The sequence below is a fragment of the Bacillus sp. HY001 genome, from assembly GCF_007558965.1.
GTDB lineage: Bacteria > Bacillota > Bacilli > Bacillales > Bacillaceae_G > Bacillus_A > Bacillus_A mobilis.
In genome coordinates, this window is record NZ_VLTE01000036.1 from 71,266 (window position 1) to 88,268 (window position 17,003).

The window sequence follows — 17,003 nt, forward strand, 5'->3', positions numbered from 1 at the left end:
TCTAAAATACAAATAAAAGGGCCGACTCCTAAGAATCGACCCTTACTATTAATTCATCACTAACTCAGTTGTGAGCTTTTTTTTTAACTTAGCCAACATGTCGGTTGTCATTTTGTCTAAATCGTATTCTGCTTTAAAGCCCCACTCGTTCATTGCTGCTGTTGCATCAATAGAGTTTGGCCAGCTATCAGCGATTGTTTGACGAGCAGGATCTACAGCGTAATCCATTGTAAACGTCGGGATGTGTTTACGAATTGATGCTGCGATTTGCTCTGGCTCAAAGCTCATTGCTGTAATATTGAACGCGTTTCTATGCACAAGTTTACTTGGATCAGCTTCCATTAATGAAATGATCGCTTGTAAAGCATCTGGCATATACATCATATCCATGTATGTTCCTTCTGCAATGTATGAGGTGTATGTGCCTTTTTTAATCGCCTCATAATAAATTTCAACTGCATAGTCAGTTGTTCCGCCTCCTGGAGGAGCTACGTAAGAAATTAAACCTGGGAAACGTACACCGCGCGTATCTACGCCAAACTTTTGATGATAATAATCACATAGTAATTCTCCTGCTACTTTGTTTACCCCATACATCGTAGTAGGACGCTGAATTGTATCTTGTGGCGTATTATCTTTCGGCGTTGATGGACCGAATGCACCGATAGAACTTGGCGTGAAAAACTTACAGTTTAATTCACGAGCTGCTTCTAATGCATTTACAAGTCCACCCATATTTAAATTCCAAGCAAATAACGGATTTTTTTCTGCTGTTGCTGAAAGTAAAGCTGCTAAATGAATAATTGTATCTGCTTCATTACGCTTTGCAATATCATGTAGTTTTTGTCCATCTGTTACATCTAACGTTTCAAATGGACCGGACGTTACTACTTCACTATCTGTTTCACGAATATCTGTTGCAATAACATTTGATGCACCGTATACATCACGAAGTTTCATTACTAGTTCAGAACCAATTTGCCCTAAAGAACCGGTTACTAGAATTTTTTTCATTTTCCCCACTCCTCATTTGCAAGCTATTCAAAAGATGTCGTTACTTAAATGATGCCCATTTCTTTCCCTACTTTTTCATACTTACGAATTGCTTCATCTAACATTTCTTTCGTATGAGCTGCTGTAGGCATATTACGAACGCGTCCCGTTCCTTTTGCTACAGTTGGGAACACGATAGATTTTGCATATACGCCTTCTTCATTTAGACGTTTACTAAATTCTTGTGTTAATACTTCGTCACCAATAATACAAGGTGTAATTGGCGTTTCACTTTCTCCGATATTAAAGCCAAGTTCTTTTAACCCTTGTTTTAAATATCGACCGTTTTCCCATAAACGATCGTGCAACTCTGTGCTTTCCATTAAGATTTCAATTGATCTCATGCAAGCTGCTGCATCAGCTGGTGTTAATGCTGTAGAGAATAAGAATGGACGTGAACGAACTTTTAACCAATCAATTAAGTTTTGTTTCCCTGCTACATATCCACCAATTACCCCAATTGCTTTTGATAATGTACCAATTTGGAAATCAACTTTATCAGACAGACCGAAGTGTTTTACAGTTCCTGCACCTTTACCAAGTACACCTGAACCGTGTGCATCATCTACGTATGTCATTAAATCTAATTCTTCTGCAATCTCAACAATTTCTGGTAGTTTTGCAACATCTCCATCCATTGAGAAGACACCGTCTGTAATTACCATTAATTTATTGTAAAGACCTGATTCTTTCGCCGCGATTGCTTTTTGGCGTAAATCTTCCATATCAGAATGCTTATAAACGATGATTTTCGCTCTTGATAGACGACTACCATCAATGATAGAAGCATGGTTTAATTCATCTGAAAGAATGGCATCATTTTTATCCATAACGGCTGAAATCGCTGCCATATTACAGTTAAATCCTGATTGATAGGCAATCGCTGCTTCTGTATGTTTAAACTTTGCAATTGTTTCTTCTAATTTAATATGCAAATCTAAAGTACCGTTAATTGTACGAACAGCTCCTGCTCCAACGCCGTACTTATGAATAGCACCAATTGCTGCTTCTTGCAAACGGCTATCTGTTGCTAATCCAAGATAGTTGTTTGAAGATAAGTTAATATATTCTTTTCCGCCAATTGTAATGATCGGTCCATTTGAACTCTCAAGCGGATCAATTACGTTATAAAGCCCCTTTGATTTTAAATCCTCTAAATTTTCTTCTAAAAATTTCGCAAGTGTTTTACTAGACATCGTGAAGCCTCCCATCGTTCATGTAAGCGAATTATTGTCTTAATAGTTCTAATAATCCCTCTACTAGCTTAACACGTTTTCAGAATTTATTATAGAAAAATAGTTTAAAGTAACCGCTTACAATTTTAGATTATATATGATTCATTACAAGAAATCTATCATTTACTTTTCATATTTGGTAGAATAAAAAAAATATTTAAGGGGGCTTCAATCATGGCATTTACTGAATCTGATGTATATAATAACGAAGCATTTTTTAAACAATATATGAAACGAAGATACAGAGAAAATAGTCCAAATGAATCACTTGAAAAACCAGCCTTCTTTCAGCTCATTGGTGATGTGAAAGGAAAGCAAATCCTTGATTTAGGCTGCGGGGACGCTAAATTCGGTGAGGAGTTATTAGAAAAAGGCTGCCACTCTTACACTGGTATTGAAGGCTCCGAACTTATGTATGAAAAAGCTAAAAAACAACTAGAAAATAAAAATGGGACCGTACATTTTTTAAACCTCAAAGACTACACATACCCTCCTGCTACTTTTGATTTAGTAACATCTAGACTCGCCTTACATTATATTGAACATCTTCCTATCATTTTTCAAAATGTGTACGAAACTTTAAAAACAAATGGAACCTTTACCTTTAGCGTTCAACATCCTATTATTACTTCTTCATTTGAAAGCTTGCAAACGAGCGGGAAAAGAACAAACTGGCTCGTCGATGATTATTTTAAAATGGGAAAACGCGTTGAACCTTGGATTGAGCAAGAAGTTATTAAATATCATCGTACAACAGAAGAATATTTTACATTGTTACAACAAGCCGGATTTACGATTACAAACATAAAAGAAGCTACACCCAATCAAACCCATTTTCAGAGTGGAAAAGAATATGAACGTCGGTTACGTATTCCCCTCTTCCTCTTATTTTCTTGCCGAAAATAAAAAGACGATGAATTCTCATCGTCTTTTTTCATTATCTCATTACTTGAGCAACCTCTTTACGTACACGTCTTCCTTTTCCATGTGGGATACAAAGTGGCGTCCCAAATAATGGATCCGTACTGATTTGACACTCCATTCGGAATACATCACGTACTAGCTTCTCATCTACTACTTCTTCCGGCTTACCTTGTGCATATATTTGTTTATCTTGAATGGCTACAATATTGTCTGCATAGCGGCATGCTAAATTTAAATCGTGTAATACCATAACAATTGTTCTTTGTTCTGTTTCATTTAATTCGAATAATAAATCTAGCACTTCAATCTGGTGAGTCATATCTAAATATGTAGTAGGCTCATCCAGTAAAATAATATCTGTATCTTGTGCAAGCGTCATTGCAATCCAAGCACGTTGACGTTGTCCACCTGAAAGAGCATGCACATCACGCTCAGCAAACTCTGTCATACCTGTTGCTGCAAGGGCTTTTTGTACCATTTCCTCATCTTTTTCTGACCATTGCTTCAGCCACGTTTGATATGGATAGCGTCCTTGTTTTACAAGTTGCAATACTGTAAGCCCTTCTGGTGCTTGCGGTCCTTGTGGTAAAATTGCCATTTGACGAGCGATTTGCTTCGTTTGCATACTTTGAATTGCTTGATTATCTAACAAAATATCACCCGTTGTTGGCTTTAATAATCTAGCTAGTGAACGTAATAAAGTTGATTTCCCGCAACCGTTAGAACCGATAAATATTGTAATTTCGCCTTTTGGAATTTCTAAATTCAACTCATCAATAATAATTGCTTCACCATAAGACAGCGTCAAACGTTTCGTCTCCAATGCTTTTTGCATATTCATCTCCCTTTATGAGTTCCGACTTTTATAAAGTAAATAAATAAAATAAGGTGCACCAATTGCTGATGTAAATACCCCTGCTGGAATTTCAAGTGGTGTGAAAACTGTACGCCCAATTAAATCTGCAGCAAGTACTAAAATTGCACCAACAATCGCCGCAACAGGGAGTAATGCACCGTATAAAGAACCAACTAGTCTTCGTGAAATATGAGGCGCCATTAAACCGACAAATCCAATTCCTCCGGCGAAAGCAACTGCTCCACCAATTAAAGCTGTACTCAGTAATAACATGAATACGCGTGACTTCGTTAAAGGAACACCAAGTCCTACCGCAATATCATCCCCTAGCTCCTGAGCATTTAAATGTCTAGCAGCTATAAATGATATTATCGTTAAAATGAGAACCCACGGCGCAAGTACCATAACGTTTTGCCATGAAGAACCGTAAACAGTACCTGTAATCCATACATTCGCTTGGCTCGCTTGATAAATTGGCGCTAACAACATAAACAAAGTCGTTGCTGCTTTCGTCAATGCCCAAAAACCAACACCAATTAAAACAAGACTAATCGGTGATAATCCATCATTTCTCCATGCGAATAAATATACAAAAAGCGCTACAATTGTAGCTCCAGCAAAGGCTGCTAACGGCATATAATGAATGCTTACAGTTAGCGCATTATTTTTATCACTAAATAGAGCTAAAAATAATACAACTGCTACACTCGCACCACCTGTAATCCCGATGATATCAGGTGAAGCCAGTGGATTTCGAACGAGGCCTTGTAAAATACATCCTGCTACAGCAAGTGCGATTCCTACAAGGATAGCAATCAAAATACGCGGCATACGAAACTTATTTACAACCATATTTGACATCGCATCGCCATTTCCAGTAATCGCTTGCCATACATCATAAGGAGCAATTTTCATGTCTCCCATACCTGCACTCGCAAAAAATAAACCTATTAAAACAACTAGTAAACTGAATAAGACGAGACAAGCTCGTTTATACATTAAAAACGAGAGCCCGCCTTTTCCTATACGAAACGGAATATACTTCTTCATTTGCTAAGCCCTCTCTTACGTGCAATATAAATAAAGAATGGGGCCCCGATAAATGCTGTCATAACCCCTACTGGTACTTCTTGTGGCATAATGACATATCTTGCTGCTATATCAGCTAAGATTAATAGTATTGCACCTAACAACCCGCTATACGGTACTCTCCACCTATGATCTACTCCAACTAGAAATCTTGCAAAATGCGGAGTAACAATACCAATAAATCCAATTGGACCAGCGACCGCAACTGAACCACCAGACAACAGGACAATAATAAGTAGTACGAATGATTTCATTAAAATCGTTCGTTGTCCAAGTCCTTTTGCAACGTCTTCCCCCATCATTAATGTATTTACTTTCCCTGCCATCATAAGAGATGCGATCCAGCCTACTAATAAATACGGGAATACAGATTGTAAAATTTCTAACTTTCTTCCTTGCACAGATCCGGCAAGCCAAAATAATACCTCTTCAAGCGCTTTTTCATTTAACACAAGTAATCCTTGTGTTAATGATGAAAATAACGCACTAATTGCGACCCCTGCTAATGTTAGCTTAAGAGGCGTTGTCCCTTCTTTTCCTAAAGAACTAGACGCAAATACAAGTACAGCTGCAACTGCCGCCCCTAAAAAGGCAATCCACGTGAAAGCCGATAATGATGTCACGGAAAAAATAACAATTGCTACAACTATGAAAAACGCAGCACCTGAATTTAATCCAATAAAATCTGGAGAGGCAAGTGGATTCTTCGTTAAAGTTTGCATAAGACAACCTGCAATGGCTAAACTAGCACCGACACTAGCTGCAATTAATGCCCTTGGTAGACGCACATTTTGAATAATAATATGTTCATTAGAACCATTAAAATGAAAAAAAGCATCTAACGCTAATTTCCAGCTCGTATTTGTATATCCGAAAATAATACTTCCCCAAATACAAATAACAACCGCAATGATTCCAACAAATAATCCAATCCATTTTGCTTGATTTGTTTTTAATAACATGCAGCGTTTCCCCTTCAATGTATAATGATACGTTGTAAGTGTATTTCAACTTAATTCTCATTGTCAACGATATTGAGAATTATTTTCATTGACAATTGGACCATGAAGTATTATTATCATGCTTGCTATTGAAAAAACTTCTCAGTATGTAGGGGGTACATAATGAATTTAACACGAAAGAAATCGTTTACAGTATTTGTATTTTTACTAGCCTTTTCATTCCTTTTAAGTGCTTGTGGAAAATCAAATACGAAAGAGGAAACAAAAGAAGATACGAAAAAAGAAATGATTACGGTGGAACACGCAATGGGTAAAACAGAAGTTCCTGCTAATCCAAAACGTGTAGTTATTTTAACAAATGAAGGAACTGAAGCTTTACTTGAACTAGGTGTGAAACCAATTGGGGCTGTAAAATCTTGGACTGGTGATCCATGGTATCCACATATTAAAGATAAAATGAAAGATGTAAAAGTTGTTGGTGATGAAGGACAAGTGAACGTGGAAACAATCGCATCTTTAAAACCAGACTTAATTATCGGTAACAAAATGCGTCACGAAAAAGTGTACGAGCAACTAACAGCAATTGCACCTACTGTGTTCTCTGAAACGCTACGTGGTGAATGGAAAGATAACTTCAAATTTTATGCAAAAGCATTAAATAAAGAAAAAGAAGGTCAAAAGATTTTAGCTGATTACGATAAAAGTATGAAAGAATTAAAAGCTAAACTAGGCGATAAAGTAAATCAAGAAATCTCTATGGTTCGCTTCATGCCTGGTGATGTTCGTATTTATCACGGTGATACATTCTCTGGTGTTATTTTAAAAGAACTTGGATTTAAACGTCCTGGTGATCAAAATAAAGAGGACTTCGCAGAGCGTAACGTATCTAAAGAACGTATTTCTGCAATGGATGGCGATGTATTATTCTACTTCACATTCGATAAAGGCAACGAGAAAAAAGGTTCTGAATTAGAAAAAGAATATATAAATGATCCTCTATTTAAAAATTTAAATGCAGTGAAGAATGGTAAAGCATACAAAGTTGACGATGTTATTTGGAATACAGCTGGTGGTGTAATGGCCGCTAACCTACTATTAGATGATATCGAAAAACGCTTCGTTAAATAATATTTTTCTAACCAGCTCCCCTTCTATGGAGCTGGTTATTTTTGATTCACTTAAATGTCACATTATTTCATTTTGTATTTTTATTCCCAATATGTTATATTATAAAAGTAAATAGAATATATTTTCTCTATATCAGAATAAATATTTTAATCTAAATTTTCTGATTAATCACTATTTTATTTTCTTTTAGAATTCAATTATTACATTTGAAAACGCTTATCATCTCGTTTTCAGGGCAAAATACAGTAACGGTTGAAGAAAAATAGAATTTTTTTAGGAATTTTCTTTCTATTTCCATATAATTCTATTGACTTCTAAATATTTTGTAAATTAAAATGATTACATAAATATCCGTTATACAGGATTAGGGGGAAACAAACATGGATGCAGCTTTAAAATTAGACAAAGCTGGAGAGCAACAATCACCAAAAAAACATCCACCAGGATTATATTTGTTGTTCTTTACAGAGGCATGGGAAAGATTTAGTTATTACGGAATGCGTGGCTTATTAGTTCTTTATTTAACAACGAGCTTAGTAAGCGGCGGTTTAGGATTTGATAAAGCAGTTGCAGTTCAAATTTACGGTATTTTCACAATGTTAGTATACTTCACACCAATTATCGGTGGTTGGTTAACTGACCATTTCATTACGAAGCGCCATGCCATTACTATTGGTGGTATCATTATGGCAATTGGTAACTTTGTACTATTTTCAATGAACACTAAAACTGGACTATTTTTAGGATTAGGATTATTAGTTATTGGTAACGGATTCTTCAAACCAAATATTTCGACTTTATTAGGTCAATTATATAGCGAAAACGATTCTCGTCGTGATAGTGCCTTCACTATCTTCTACATGGGAATTAACTTAGGGGCTCTTATTGCTCCATTCATTTGCGGTTACTTCGCAGATTATAGATACGGTTTCTTAACAGCTTGTATCGGTATGATTATTGGACAGCTTGCTTTTAATTTCTTAGCACCTCGTTACTTAGGATCTATCGGAACAACTGTTGTCGGTAAAAAATCTAAAGAAAAAAATGCAAAAGCAATTGAGAAAAAGCCTTTAACAACACAAGAGAAAAAACGTACTACTGCAATTTTAATTTTAACTTGTTTCGTTGTATTCTTCTGGGCAGGATTTGAACAAGCTGGTAGTTCTTTAACACTTTACACAGATAAGTTCGTGGATCGTACAATTGGTGGATTTACAATTCCAACACCTTGGTTCCAATCTGTAAACCCACTATTCATTATCTTACTAGCATTACCGGTTTCTGCATTATGGATTAAACTTTCAAAAACGAAAAATGGTGACTTAAAAATCCCAACAAAAATGGCATTTGGTATGATCTTGCTAGGGATTGGGTACCTAGTTTTAACTTTAGCTGTATTAAAAACTGGTAGCGATGAAGGTAATATCGCAATGAAAGCAAACTTACTATTCATTGTATTCACTTACATGTTCCATACAATCGGTGAATTATTCTTGTCACCAATCGGATTATCTATGGTAAGTGCAATCGCTCCTGTTAAATTAGCATCATTATTAATGGGTGTATGGTTAGCTGGTACTGGCTTCGCAAACTTATTAGCAGGACAATTGGCTGCTTTCACTCAATCTTTAGGATATTTAGAAGTATTCGCAAGCATCGGTGTTATCGTAATCGTACTCGGATTAGTACTTCTTATGTTCTCTAAGAAAATTGCACATATGATGGAATAAATAAGAAGACGCTTCTAGATACTAGAAGCGTCTTTTCTATTACTTCTCCTCTAAAGCCGTCACGTTCACGTGAACGCTTTCTCCAGGATTAGATACATCATACACTTGAGCAACTCCACTCTGCTCGTCACAGCTCTCAATCCATACTGGGACGCCCTCATATGTAACGTCAATTCTACTTGAAGAAGATAAAATTTGTTTCACACGTTTTACATCCATACTACTATTCCTCCTTTTACTTACTACACTCCTTTCTATCTTTTCTTTCCCCTTTAGAATATATTCCATATAGCAACATGTTAATTGATATCCTTTTCTTCCTTACATGCTAACATTTTCTTTCCTATTACCTTTCTGACAAATAAAAAAAGACGTATATCCCTCACGTCTTTTTCCATAATATTCAAATTTTAAGAAAATAATGTTTTTACAACTTCACTTACTTTATCATTATGAATTTGATAATACACTTCTAGTCCTCGTCTTTCAAAGCGCACTACTTTATTTTGTTTTAATTTCGTTAAATGTTGAGAAACCGTTGATTGTGGAATTTCTAGCACTTCCTGTAATTGTGTTACATTACAAGTTCCACGTTGCATTAGTTCCATTACTAGGCGTAAACGTAACGGATGCGCTAACGCTCTTAACATTTGTACATCTTCTTCTGAAATACGACATTCGAATTGATTTTGGCTCATAAAGTTCCCCTCATTTTCGTTTTTATTTTCTTTTTATTTATTTATATATCTGTTCTTATATTTCCTGTTACGACATAACTTTATCAACTTATAAAGCCGAAAATTTTTTCCATCTTAACCAGCAAAGAACTCAGGAAATAATCCTTGCTGATTTTGAATATTATACTATATGATATAACGAAAAAGCAAAACAACGGGCTCCAAATACTTTGCTTGTAAACGTTGTTTTATCAGGCTTTTTGTTATATTTTCACCTCACTGCAACGTGCAGTAATAATATCGTAAAATATCATCTATAATTGATAACCTTTCGTAAAGTAGTTGGAGTATATTTAACCTCTTTGTTACACTAAAAGGAATTTTCAGTAAAAAAGATACCGTACCAAAAAAAATTAACTTATTGCTTTTAATTCGTGTTCAATAGCTTGAACTGTGATGGAATACTTCCTATTAAATGCATTTACCGTCCCTTTCTGACTTGATCAAATGGGACAGTCTGTGCTCCCTATCAAATCTTAAGAATTACACCATCCTTTCATATTCGATACAAAGACGGCCTCTACCATAGAGCTTTAGGATCAATAATATAGAAACAAAGAAAAGAATATGCAAATAATTTATCCTGCTATTAGTGGATAATATGAATCCTATTTCAAATTTTGGCGAATGCGGGATAAAGCTTTACTTTATAAAGCACACTCAAATAGATTCGAGTGTGCTTTTTGTCTACTTTATGAACAAAGTATTTCTTTTAACACTATTATGGAATAATTATACTTTTTTACGTTGACAATAGTGTTGAAGGAGAATATACTAAGCATGTAAGTTGATTGTGAATTGTTTCACAAATAATGTGAATTTCTTCACATAAAATAGATAGGAGTTGTCATTATTATGAGTACTTGGACACAAATTTATGACCCATTAAACAATATTTGGTTATCTGCACTAATCGCAGCACTTCCAATTTTCTGCTTCATCATTTGTTTAATGGGACTGAAAATGAAAAGTTACATGGCTGGCCTTTACAGTGTGATTGTCGCTATTATTCTTGCTATATTCGTTTATAAAATGCCAGCAACTGTAGCTGTAGCATCTGCCGGATTCGGTGTTTTATCTGGATTTTATCCAATTTGTACTATCGTTATCGCAGCAATTTTCCTTTACAAATTAACTGTTAAAACAGAGCAATTCAATGTCATTCGTGATAGTATTTCAAGCATTACAAATGACCAACGTTTACAAGTATTATTAATCGCTTATTCTTTCGGTGCTTTCTTAGAAGGCGCAGCTGGTCTAGGGGTTCCAGTTGCTATTACAGCTGCATTACTAGTAGGTATGGGCTTTAACCCATTAAAAGCAGCTGGTATTTGTTTAGTAGCAAACATCGCTGGTGGTGCTATGGGTGCTATGGGTATCCCAGTTACAGTACCAGCACAATTAACTGAACTAGATGCATTAACTATCGGTCGTCAAACTGTTCTTATTTTACCTTTCATTAGTATTGTTTTACCTTTCTTACTTGTATCAATGGTTGATGGAATTAAAGGTATTAAAGAGACTTGGCAAGGTATTCTTGTAAGTGGTGTTTCTTTCGCAGTTACTCAGTTCCTTGTAACTTATTTCTTAGGTGCAGAACTTACTAATATTTTCGCAGCCGTTGTAAGCATGATCTCTCTTGCATTATTCTTACGTGTTTGGCAGCCAAAATCTTCTACTAAAGAAGAAAAACAAGAAGAAAAAGTATCTCATACATTCAATCAAATTTTATATGCTTGGTCTCCATTCGTATTCTTAACTGCATTCGTAACAATCTTTAATTTAAAACCAATTAAAGCTTTATTTGCTCCGGATGGCGCACTAGCAAACTTAGTATTTAACATTCAATTCCCTGGTCTTCATAATGCTGTTATGAAAACTACACCTATTACAAAAGCTGATACACCTTTCGCAGCTGTTTTCAAATTTGATGTATTCTCATCTACAACTACTGCAATCGTATTAGCGATTATCGTTTCACTTATCGTGTACCGCGTAAAAGGTAAAATGGTTAAAGAATTAGTAGTGGAAACAATGAAAGAACTAAAAGCTCCAGTATATACAATCTGTAGCGTTATCGCTTTAGCTTACGTAGAGAACTACTCTGGTATGTCATCTACACTTGGACTTGCATTCTCTTCTACTGGTAATGCATTCCCAGTTCTCTCTCCAATCTTAGGATGGATTGGCGTATTCATTACAGGATCAGTAGTATCAAGTGGTTCATTATTCGCACCTCTTCAAGCAGTAACTGCAGATCAATTAAACATCGTTCCTTCTACACTTGTTGCATTAAACGTAGTAGGTGGTACAATGGCAAAAATGGTTTCACCACAATCTGTAGCAGTTGCTTGTGCAGCAGTTGGACTAGTTGGTAAAGAATCTGCCCTATTTAAAACAGCAATGAAATACAGTTTAATCTTCTTAGCTATTATTAGCTTACTGCAATTAAACTCTGTATTTAATATCTTTTAAAAATAAAACACCGATCCAAATGGATCGGTGTTTTTTCACATTACATCTTCTTATTCTTTAGTAAAGAAGCACCAGCAATTTCAGGATGCGTCATTTCGAATGGATCTAAAATAATATCCAATTCTTCTTCTGTCAGTACACCATGTTCTAAACATAACTCCCTAACAGATTTTCCTGTTTCAATTGCTTCACGCGCAATACGAGATGCTGCTTCATAACCAATATGAGGGTTAACTGCCGTAATAATTCCAACACTCTTCTCTACATATTGCTTCAGCAATTCTTCATTTGCTGTAATTCCTTTAATACAATATTCACAGAATACACGGAATCCGTTATTCATAATACTAATAGATTGAATTAAATTAAACACGAGTACAGGCTCCATTACGTTTAACTCTAATTGTCCTGCTTCTGATGCTAAGCAAATTGTATGATCATTACCAATTACTTGGAAAGCAACTTGATTAATTACTTCTGCCATAACAGGATTTACTTTCCCTGGCATAATAGATGAACCTGGTTGACGAGCTGGTAATTGAATTTCCGCCAATCCAACACGTGGACCAGATGCCATAATACGAAGGTCATTCGCAATTTTAGACATATTCATCATACATACTTTTAATGCTGCAGATACTTCTGTGTATGCGTCTGTGTTTTGCGTTGCATCAACTAAATGCTCTGCACCAACAAGTGGGAATCCGCTAAATGTTCGCAAGTGTTTAACCACTTGTTCAATGTACATAGGGTTTGCATTTAATCCCGTCCCAACAGCTGTCGCCCCCATGTTCACTTCATATAAATGTTGGCGAGACTGTTTAATTCTTTTTATATCACGCTCAAGCACGCGGCTATACGCTTCAAATTCTTGTCCAAGACGAATCGGAACAGCATCTTGTAAATGTGTACGTCCCATTTTAATGACGTGATCAAACTCTTTTGCTTTTGCACGGAAAGCAGCATGAAGTTCTTCCATTGTAATAAGAAGTTCTTCTAACATCATAAGAGTTGCAATATGAATTCCTGTTGGAAACGCATCATTCGTGGATTGAGCCATGTTCACATGCGTGTTTGGACTAATTTTTGCATACTCACCTTTTTCATATCCCATACGTTCTAACGCTCGATTCGCGATTACTTCATTTGTATTCATATTAATAGAAGTTCCAGCACCGCCTTGGATCGGATCTACGATAAATTGATCATGGAATTTTCCATCAACAATTTCTTGCGCTGCTTCTGCAATTTCATGTCCAATGTCTTTCGCTAAGTAACCAGTATCCATATTTGCAAGTGCCGCCGCTTTTTTCACAATTGCCATTGCCGTAATGAGTGACGGATGAATGCGATATCCTGTAATCGGGAAGTTTTCAACAGCACGTAATGTTTGTACACCATAATAAGCTACACTCGGTACTTCCTTTTCACCTAAAAAATCTTTTTCTATACGTATATCCTTCGTTGCTATCATTTTCATCACCTATGCTTTTCATTCTAAATCCTTATCTAAAAAATTCGCCATCTAAAAATACGAGTATCATTCAGAAAAATTTTTCAGTATCCACCTTCACTATATAGCACCTCTTTTGAAAGCGCAAACATTTATTTTTCTATATATACCTTTTATAAAGTGAAACCTTAATCAGTGGGAATTTTGTTCATCCCCCACCTAATTTCTTCGCTTTCGCTAAATTTTGAGTTGGGGGGCTTACTGCCCACAAATAGCGGGATAACAATTTATAGAAAATCATTCTTCTACCTTCTTTATTTCCACTCGTTTAATTTGATGCATATCCTTTTCGAGAACTTTAAAAGAAAAGCCGTGTTTTTCAATAACATCTCCTTCAGCAATGATTTGTTTTTGTACCATAATCCAGCCACCAATTGTATCTACATCATCAGCGATTAAGTGTATGCCAAATAAGTCATTTACTTCACTAATAAGCACTTTTCCCTCTACGATTTTACACCCTTCACTTATATGCTCTATAGGCGGATGCTCGTCTTCATCGTATTCATCTCGGATTTCTCCAACAATTTCTTCTAAAATATCTTCTAATGTAACAATCCCTGCTGTACCACCATATTCATCATATAATACAGCTAATGGGATTCGTTTTCTCTGCATTTGTAATAGCAAATCATGTATAGGAATATTTTCTAGTACTTCAATAACTGGCCTTGTATACGTTATAATCGAGCACTCCTCATCTCGATTACCATCCATATAACGAATAAATAAATCCTTTACATTAACCATCCCAACAATTTCATCTTTATCTTCCCCAAATACGGGATACCTCGTATATTTTTCTTGTGCGATTATTTTAATATGTGTTTCAAATGATTCGTCCTCATATAAACCTACAATTTCCGTACGAGGCACCATAATTTCCTTTGCGACTCTATTATCAAATTCAAAAATATTATTTACATATTTAAATTCCCTTTGATTAATCTCTCCACTCTCATAACTCTCAGATAAGATTAATCGTAATTCTTCCTCCGAATGAGCTACTTCATGTTCAGAAGCCGGATGTAATCCGAATAAACCAGTTACAAGCCTTGCTGAACCATTTAAAGCCCAAATGAACGGATACATTACTCGGTAAAAGTAAATAATTGGCTTCGATAATAATAAGCTAACTTGCTCTGCCCTTTGTATAGCGAGCGTCTTCGGAGCAAGTTCACCAATGACAACATGTAAAAACGTAATCACTGCAAAGGCAATAATAAACGAAACTGTACTTGCAATTGCAGGAGATAAGTGTAGTTTTAAAAATAACGGCTCGAGTAAATGTTTTATAGTCGGCTCGCCTAACCACCCAAGCCCTAAAGCAGTAATTGTAATACCTAACTGACATGCTGATAAATATTCATCTAAATTCGAAGTTACTTTTTTTGCTGCCAATGCTCCTCGTCGTTTTTCACTAACGAGTTGATCAATACGACTGCTACGCACCTTAATAATTGCAAACTCAACAGCTACAAAAAAACCTGTTAATGCAATAAGAATGACTACCATCAGTAATTTTAAAATATCCACATATACCCTTTAGCTTTCTTAGCTAAAGTTACACCTCCTTTAAAAAAGAAGTTTCACTTTAGTTTCTTCATTTACGCAAAAGCAACCCTATATAAAATTCACCAATTTCAAACCTCATACAATTCTAAAGGTAGTCCATCAGGGTCCTGGAAAAAGACGAATTTTTTTCCGGTTATTTCATCCATACGTATCGATTCAGTCTCTACACCACATTCATTTAAATGTTTCACAGCTTCTCCTATATTTGTAACAGCAAATGCTAAGTGTCTAAGTCCAGCCGCTTCCGGGAAACTTGGGCGCTCAGGCGGACTTGGAAATGAAAATAATTCAATTTGATACTCTTCCCCTACACATAAATCTAACTTATAAGAATCTCGTTCCTTTCTATATACTTCATTTATCGCTTTAAAACCTAATATCCGAGTATAAAAATCCTTTGACGTTTCATAATTTGAACAAATAATTGCAACGTGGTGCACTCTACATATATTCATGTTCTCTCTATTCCTTTCTTTACCAAAGATGCATATTCTCCCTTGAAATGAAAAACATATATAGCAGAATATCTCTTTTAGGGGGCTTACTATGAAATTTATTACTTTTTTCGTGGGACTTATCGTTGTTTTCTTCCTTGCTTATATTGCTAGCAACAATAAGAAACATATTAAATTTAAACCAATTTTCATCATGCTTATTATACAGTTAATTTTAACCTATTTATTATTAAATACAGAAATCGGTCTCATACTTATTCGGGTCATTTCCAGTCTGTTTACAAAGCTACTCGAGTATGCCGCTGATGGTATAAACTTCGTATTTGGGGGGCTTGCCAATAAAGGTGAAATGCCATTTTTCCTTACTGTATTATTACCAATTGTCTTCATTTCTGTCTTAATTGGCATACTACAACATTTCAAAATACTACCATTTTTCATTCATTGGATCGGTTACTTCCTTAGTAAAATAAATGGTCTTGGGAAATTAGAATCTTACAACGCTATCGCCTCTGCCATTGTCGGCCAATCTGAAGTATTTATTACGGTAAAAAAACAATTAGCTCAAATTCCAAAACACCGCCTTTATACACTTTGCGCTTCTGCCATGTCAACCGTATCTATGTCTATCGTAGGTGCCTATATGACAATGATCGAGCCTAAATATGTAGTAACCGCACTCGTTCTCAATTTATTTAGCGGGTTTATTATCGTACTCATCATTAATCCTTACGACGTTAAAGATGACGAAGATATTTTAGAAATTAAAGGCGAAAAACAAAGCTTTTTTGAAATGCTTGGAGAATACATTCTAGATGGTTTTCGCGTAGCTATTGTTGTCGGCGCTATGCTCATCGGATTCGTCGCATTAATGAGTTGCATAAATGACCTATTCCTCATTATATTCGGCATTACTTTCCAGCAATTAATTGGGTACGTCTTTGCGCCTATTGCATTCCTTATCGGTGTACCAAGTTCTGAAATTGTCACAGCTGGTAGCATTATGGCAACAAAGCTTGTGACGAATGAATTTGTAGCGATGATGGACCTTAGTAAAATTTCTAATAGTCTTTCTCCCCGTACAGTTGGTATTATTTCTGTTTTCCTCGTTTCTTTTGCCAACTTTTCTTCTATCGGCATTATTTCAGGTGCGGTAAAAGGATTAAACGAAGAACAAGGAAACGTCGTTGCCAGATTTGGCCTTAAATTACTATACGGAGCTACTCTCGTTAGCATTTTATCTGCAATTATCGTAAGCATTATGTTGTAAT

General features: G+C 35.7%; 15 protein-coding genes. 5 read left to right on the top strand and 10 right to left on the bottom strand.

The genetic code is table 11. The features are described 5' to 3' along the window. Window positions 1-48 precede the first annotated feature (48 nt). Window positions 49-1,014, bottom strand: coding sequence for an L-threonine 3-dehydrogenase (locus FOT98_RS18715; RefSeq protein ID WP_063261594.1), 966 nt, complete (start codon window positions 1,012-1,014; stop codon window positions 49-51). A gap of 44 nt (window positions 1,015-1,058) precedes the next feature. Then, window positions 1,059-2,249, bottom strand: a complete 1,191-nt coding sequence (locus FOT98_RS18720; RefSeq protein WP_000095914.1) for a glycine C-acetyltransferase — start codon at window positions 2,247-2,249, stop codon at window positions 1,059-1,061. Between the two features lie 213 nt (window positions 2,250-2,462). On the opposite strand from FOT98_RS18720, the gene FOT98_RS18725 reads away from it, so the two are divergent. Further along, window positions 2,463-3,194 (top strand): class I SAM-dependent DNA methyltransferase, encoded by a 732-nt coding sequence (locus tag FOT98_RS18725; protein ID WP_063261595.1) that lies wholly within the window; start codon window positions 2,463-2,465, stop codon window positions 3,192-3,194. A gap of 31 nt (window positions 3,195-3,225) precedes the next feature. Here FOT98_RS18725 and FOT98_RS18730 read toward each other — a convergent pair whose 3' ends face one another. Genes FOT98_RS18730 through FOT98_RS18740 form a run of 3 tightly spaced genes read right to left on the bottom strand, consistent with a single transcriptional unit; the run spans window position 3,226 to window position 6,119 of the window. Continuing rightward, complete coding sequence (locus tag FOT98_RS18730) at window positions 3,226-4,047, bottom strand: ABC transporter ATP-binding protein (RefSeq protein WP_063261596.1); 822 nt, start codon at window positions 4,045-4,047, stop codon at window positions 3,226-3,228. Between the two features lie 12 nt (window positions 4,048-4,059). Further along, window positions 4,060-5,118, bottom strand: a complete 1,059-nt coding sequence (locus FOT98_RS18735) for a FecCD family ABC transporter permease (protein WP_063261597.1) — start codon at window positions 5,116-5,118, stop codon at window positions 4,060-4,062. Then, window positions 5,115-6,119: a FecCD family ABC transporter permease gene (locus tag FOT98_RS18740; RefSeq protein ID WP_063261598.1), complete on the bottom strand. Its 1,005-nt coding sequence runs from the start codon at window positions 6,117-6,119 to the stop codon at window positions 5,115-5,117. The genes FOT98_RS18735 and FOT98_RS18740 overlap by 4 nt, the downstream gene beginning before the upstream one ends. Window positions 6,120-6,281: 162 nt before the next feature. Here FOT98_RS18740 and FOT98_RS18745 point away from each other — a divergent pair, with 162 nt between their 5' ends. After that, window positions 6,282-7,247: an ABC transporter substrate-binding protein gene (locus tag FOT98_RS18745; RefSeq protein WP_063261599.1), complete on the top strand. Its 966-nt coding sequence runs from the start codon at window positions 6,282-6,284 to the stop codon at window positions 7,245-7,247. Between the two features lie 380 nt (window positions 7,248-7,627). Next, a complete protein-coding gene (locus FOT98_RS18750; protein WP_063261600.1) occupies window positions 7,628-8,977 on the top strand; it encodes a peptide MFS transporter in 1,350 nt (449 codons plus the stop codon). Window positions 8,978-9,016: 39 nt separating this feature from the next. Here the strand turns inward: FOT98_RS18750 and FOT98_RS18755 are convergent, their stop codons facing one another. Both FOT98_RS18755 and FOT98_RS18760 read right to left on the bottom strand, forming a co-directional pair. Then, window positions 9,017-9,196 (bottom strand): acid-soluble spore protein H, encoded by a 180-nt coding sequence (locus tag FOT98_RS18755; protein WP_000382683.1) that lies wholly within the window; start codon window positions 9,194-9,196, stop codon window positions 9,017-9,019. A gap of 191 nt (window positions 9,197-9,387) precedes the next feature. Continuing rightward, window positions 9,388-9,675, bottom strand: coding sequence for an ArsR/SmtB family transcription factor (locus tag FOT98_RS18760; RefSeq protein WP_000081429.1), 288 nt, complete (start codon window positions 9,673-9,675; stop codon window positions 9,388-9,390). 894 nt (window positions 9,676-10,569) lie between these two features. On the opposite strand from FOT98_RS18760, the gene FOT98_RS18765 reads away from it, so the two are divergent. Further along, window positions 10,570-12,189 (top strand): L-lactate permease, encoded by a 1,620-nt coding sequence (locus tag FOT98_RS18765; protein WP_063261601.1) that lies wholly within the window; start codon window positions 10,570-10,572, stop codon window positions 12,187-12,189. A 40-nt stretch (window positions 12,190-12,229) separates the two neighbouring features. On the opposite strand, the gene aspA is transcribed toward FOT98_RS18765, so the two are convergent. The 3 genes from aspA to gloA2 form a co-directional block, all read right to left on the bottom strand. After that, window positions 12,230-13,663, bottom strand: coding sequence for an aspartate ammonia-lyase (aspA, locus tag FOT98_RS18770; RefSeq protein ID WP_063261602.1), 1,434 nt, complete (start codon window positions 13,661-13,663; stop codon window positions 12,230-12,232). 276 nt (window positions 13,664-13,939) lie between these two features. Continuing rightward, a complete protein-coding gene (locus tag FOT98_RS18775; RefSeq protein ID WP_063261603.1) occupies window positions 13,940-15,238 on the bottom strand; it encodes a hemolysin family protein in 1,299 nt (432 codons plus the stop codon). Between the two features lie 107 nt (window positions 15,239-15,345). Next, a complete protein-coding gene (gene gloA2 / locus FOT98_RS18780) occupies window positions 15,346-15,732 on the bottom strand; it encodes an SMU1112c/YaeR family gloxylase I-like metalloprotein (RefSeq protein ID WP_063261604.1) in 387 nt (128 codons plus the stop codon). A 91-nt stretch (window positions 15,733-15,823) separates the two neighbouring features. Between gloA2 and FOT98_RS18785 the strand changes: the two genes are divergently transcribed. Beyond that, complete coding sequence (locus FOT98_RS18785) at window positions 15,824-17,002, top strand: NupC/NupG family nucleoside CNT transporter (protein ID WP_063261605.1); 1,179 nt, start codon at window positions 15,824-15,826, stop codon at window positions 17,000-17,002. Window position 17,003 lies beyond the last annotated feature (1 nt).

Excerpts from the sequence above, each read along its gene's own strand:
- FOT98_RS18720 (WP_000095914.1), bottom strand. The coding sequence starts at position 2,249 with ATGTCTAGTAAAACACTTGCGAAATTTTTAGAAGAAAATTTAGAGGAT.
- FOT98_RS18745 (WP_063261599.1), top strand. The coding sequence starts at position 6,282 with ATGAATTTAACACGAAAGAAATCGTTTACAGTATTTGTATTTTTACTA.
- FOT98_RS18735 (WP_063261597.1), bottom strand. The coding sequence starts at position 5,118 with ATGAAGAAGTATATTCCGTTTCGTATAGGAAAAGGCGGGCTCTCGTTT.
- FOT98_RS18725 (WP_063261595.1), top strand. The coding sequence starts at position 2,463 with ATGGCATTTACTGAATCTGATGTATATAATAACGAAGCATTTTTTAAA.
- FOT98_RS18765 (WP_063261601.1), top strand. The coding sequence starts at position 10,570 with ATGAGTACTTGGACACAAATTTATGACCCATTAAACAATATTTGGTTA.
- FOT98_RS18750 (WP_063261600.1), top strand. The coding sequence starts at position 7,628 with ATGGATGCAGCTTTAAAATTAGACAAAGCTGGAGAGCAACAATCACCA.
- FOT98_RS18740 (WP_063261598.1), bottom strand. The coding sequence starts at position 6,119 with ATGTTATTAAAAACAAATCAAGCAAAATGGATTGGATTATTTGTTGGA.
- FOT98_RS18730 (WP_063261596.1), bottom strand. The coding sequence starts at position 4,047 with ATGCAAAAAGCATTGGAGACGAAACGTTTGACGCTGTCTTATGGTGAA.
- FOT98_RS18785 (WP_063261605.1), top strand. The coding sequence starts at position 15,824 with ATGAAATTTATTACTTTTTTCGTGGGACTTATCGTTGTTTTCTTCCTT.
- aspA (WP_063261602.1), bottom strand. The coding sequence starts at position 13,663 with ATGATAGCAACGAAGGATATACGTATAGAAAAAGATTTTTTAGGTGAA.
- FOT98_RS18715 (WP_063261594.1), bottom strand. The coding sequence starts at position 1,014 with ATGAAAAAAATTCTAGTAACCGGTTCTTTAGGGCAAATTGGTTCTGAA.
- gloA2 (WP_063261604.1), bottom strand. The coding sequence starts at position 15,732 with ATGAATATATGTAGAGTGCACCACGTTGCAATTATTTGTTCAAATTAT.
- FOT98_RS18760 (WP_000081429.1), bottom strand. The coding sequence starts at position 9,675 with ATGAGCCAAAATCAATTCGAATGTCGTATTTCAGAAGAAGATGTACAA.
- FOT98_RS18755 (WP_000382683.1), bottom strand. The coding sequence starts at position 9,196 with ATGGATGTAAAACGTGTGAAACAAATTTTATCTTCTTCAAGTAGAATT.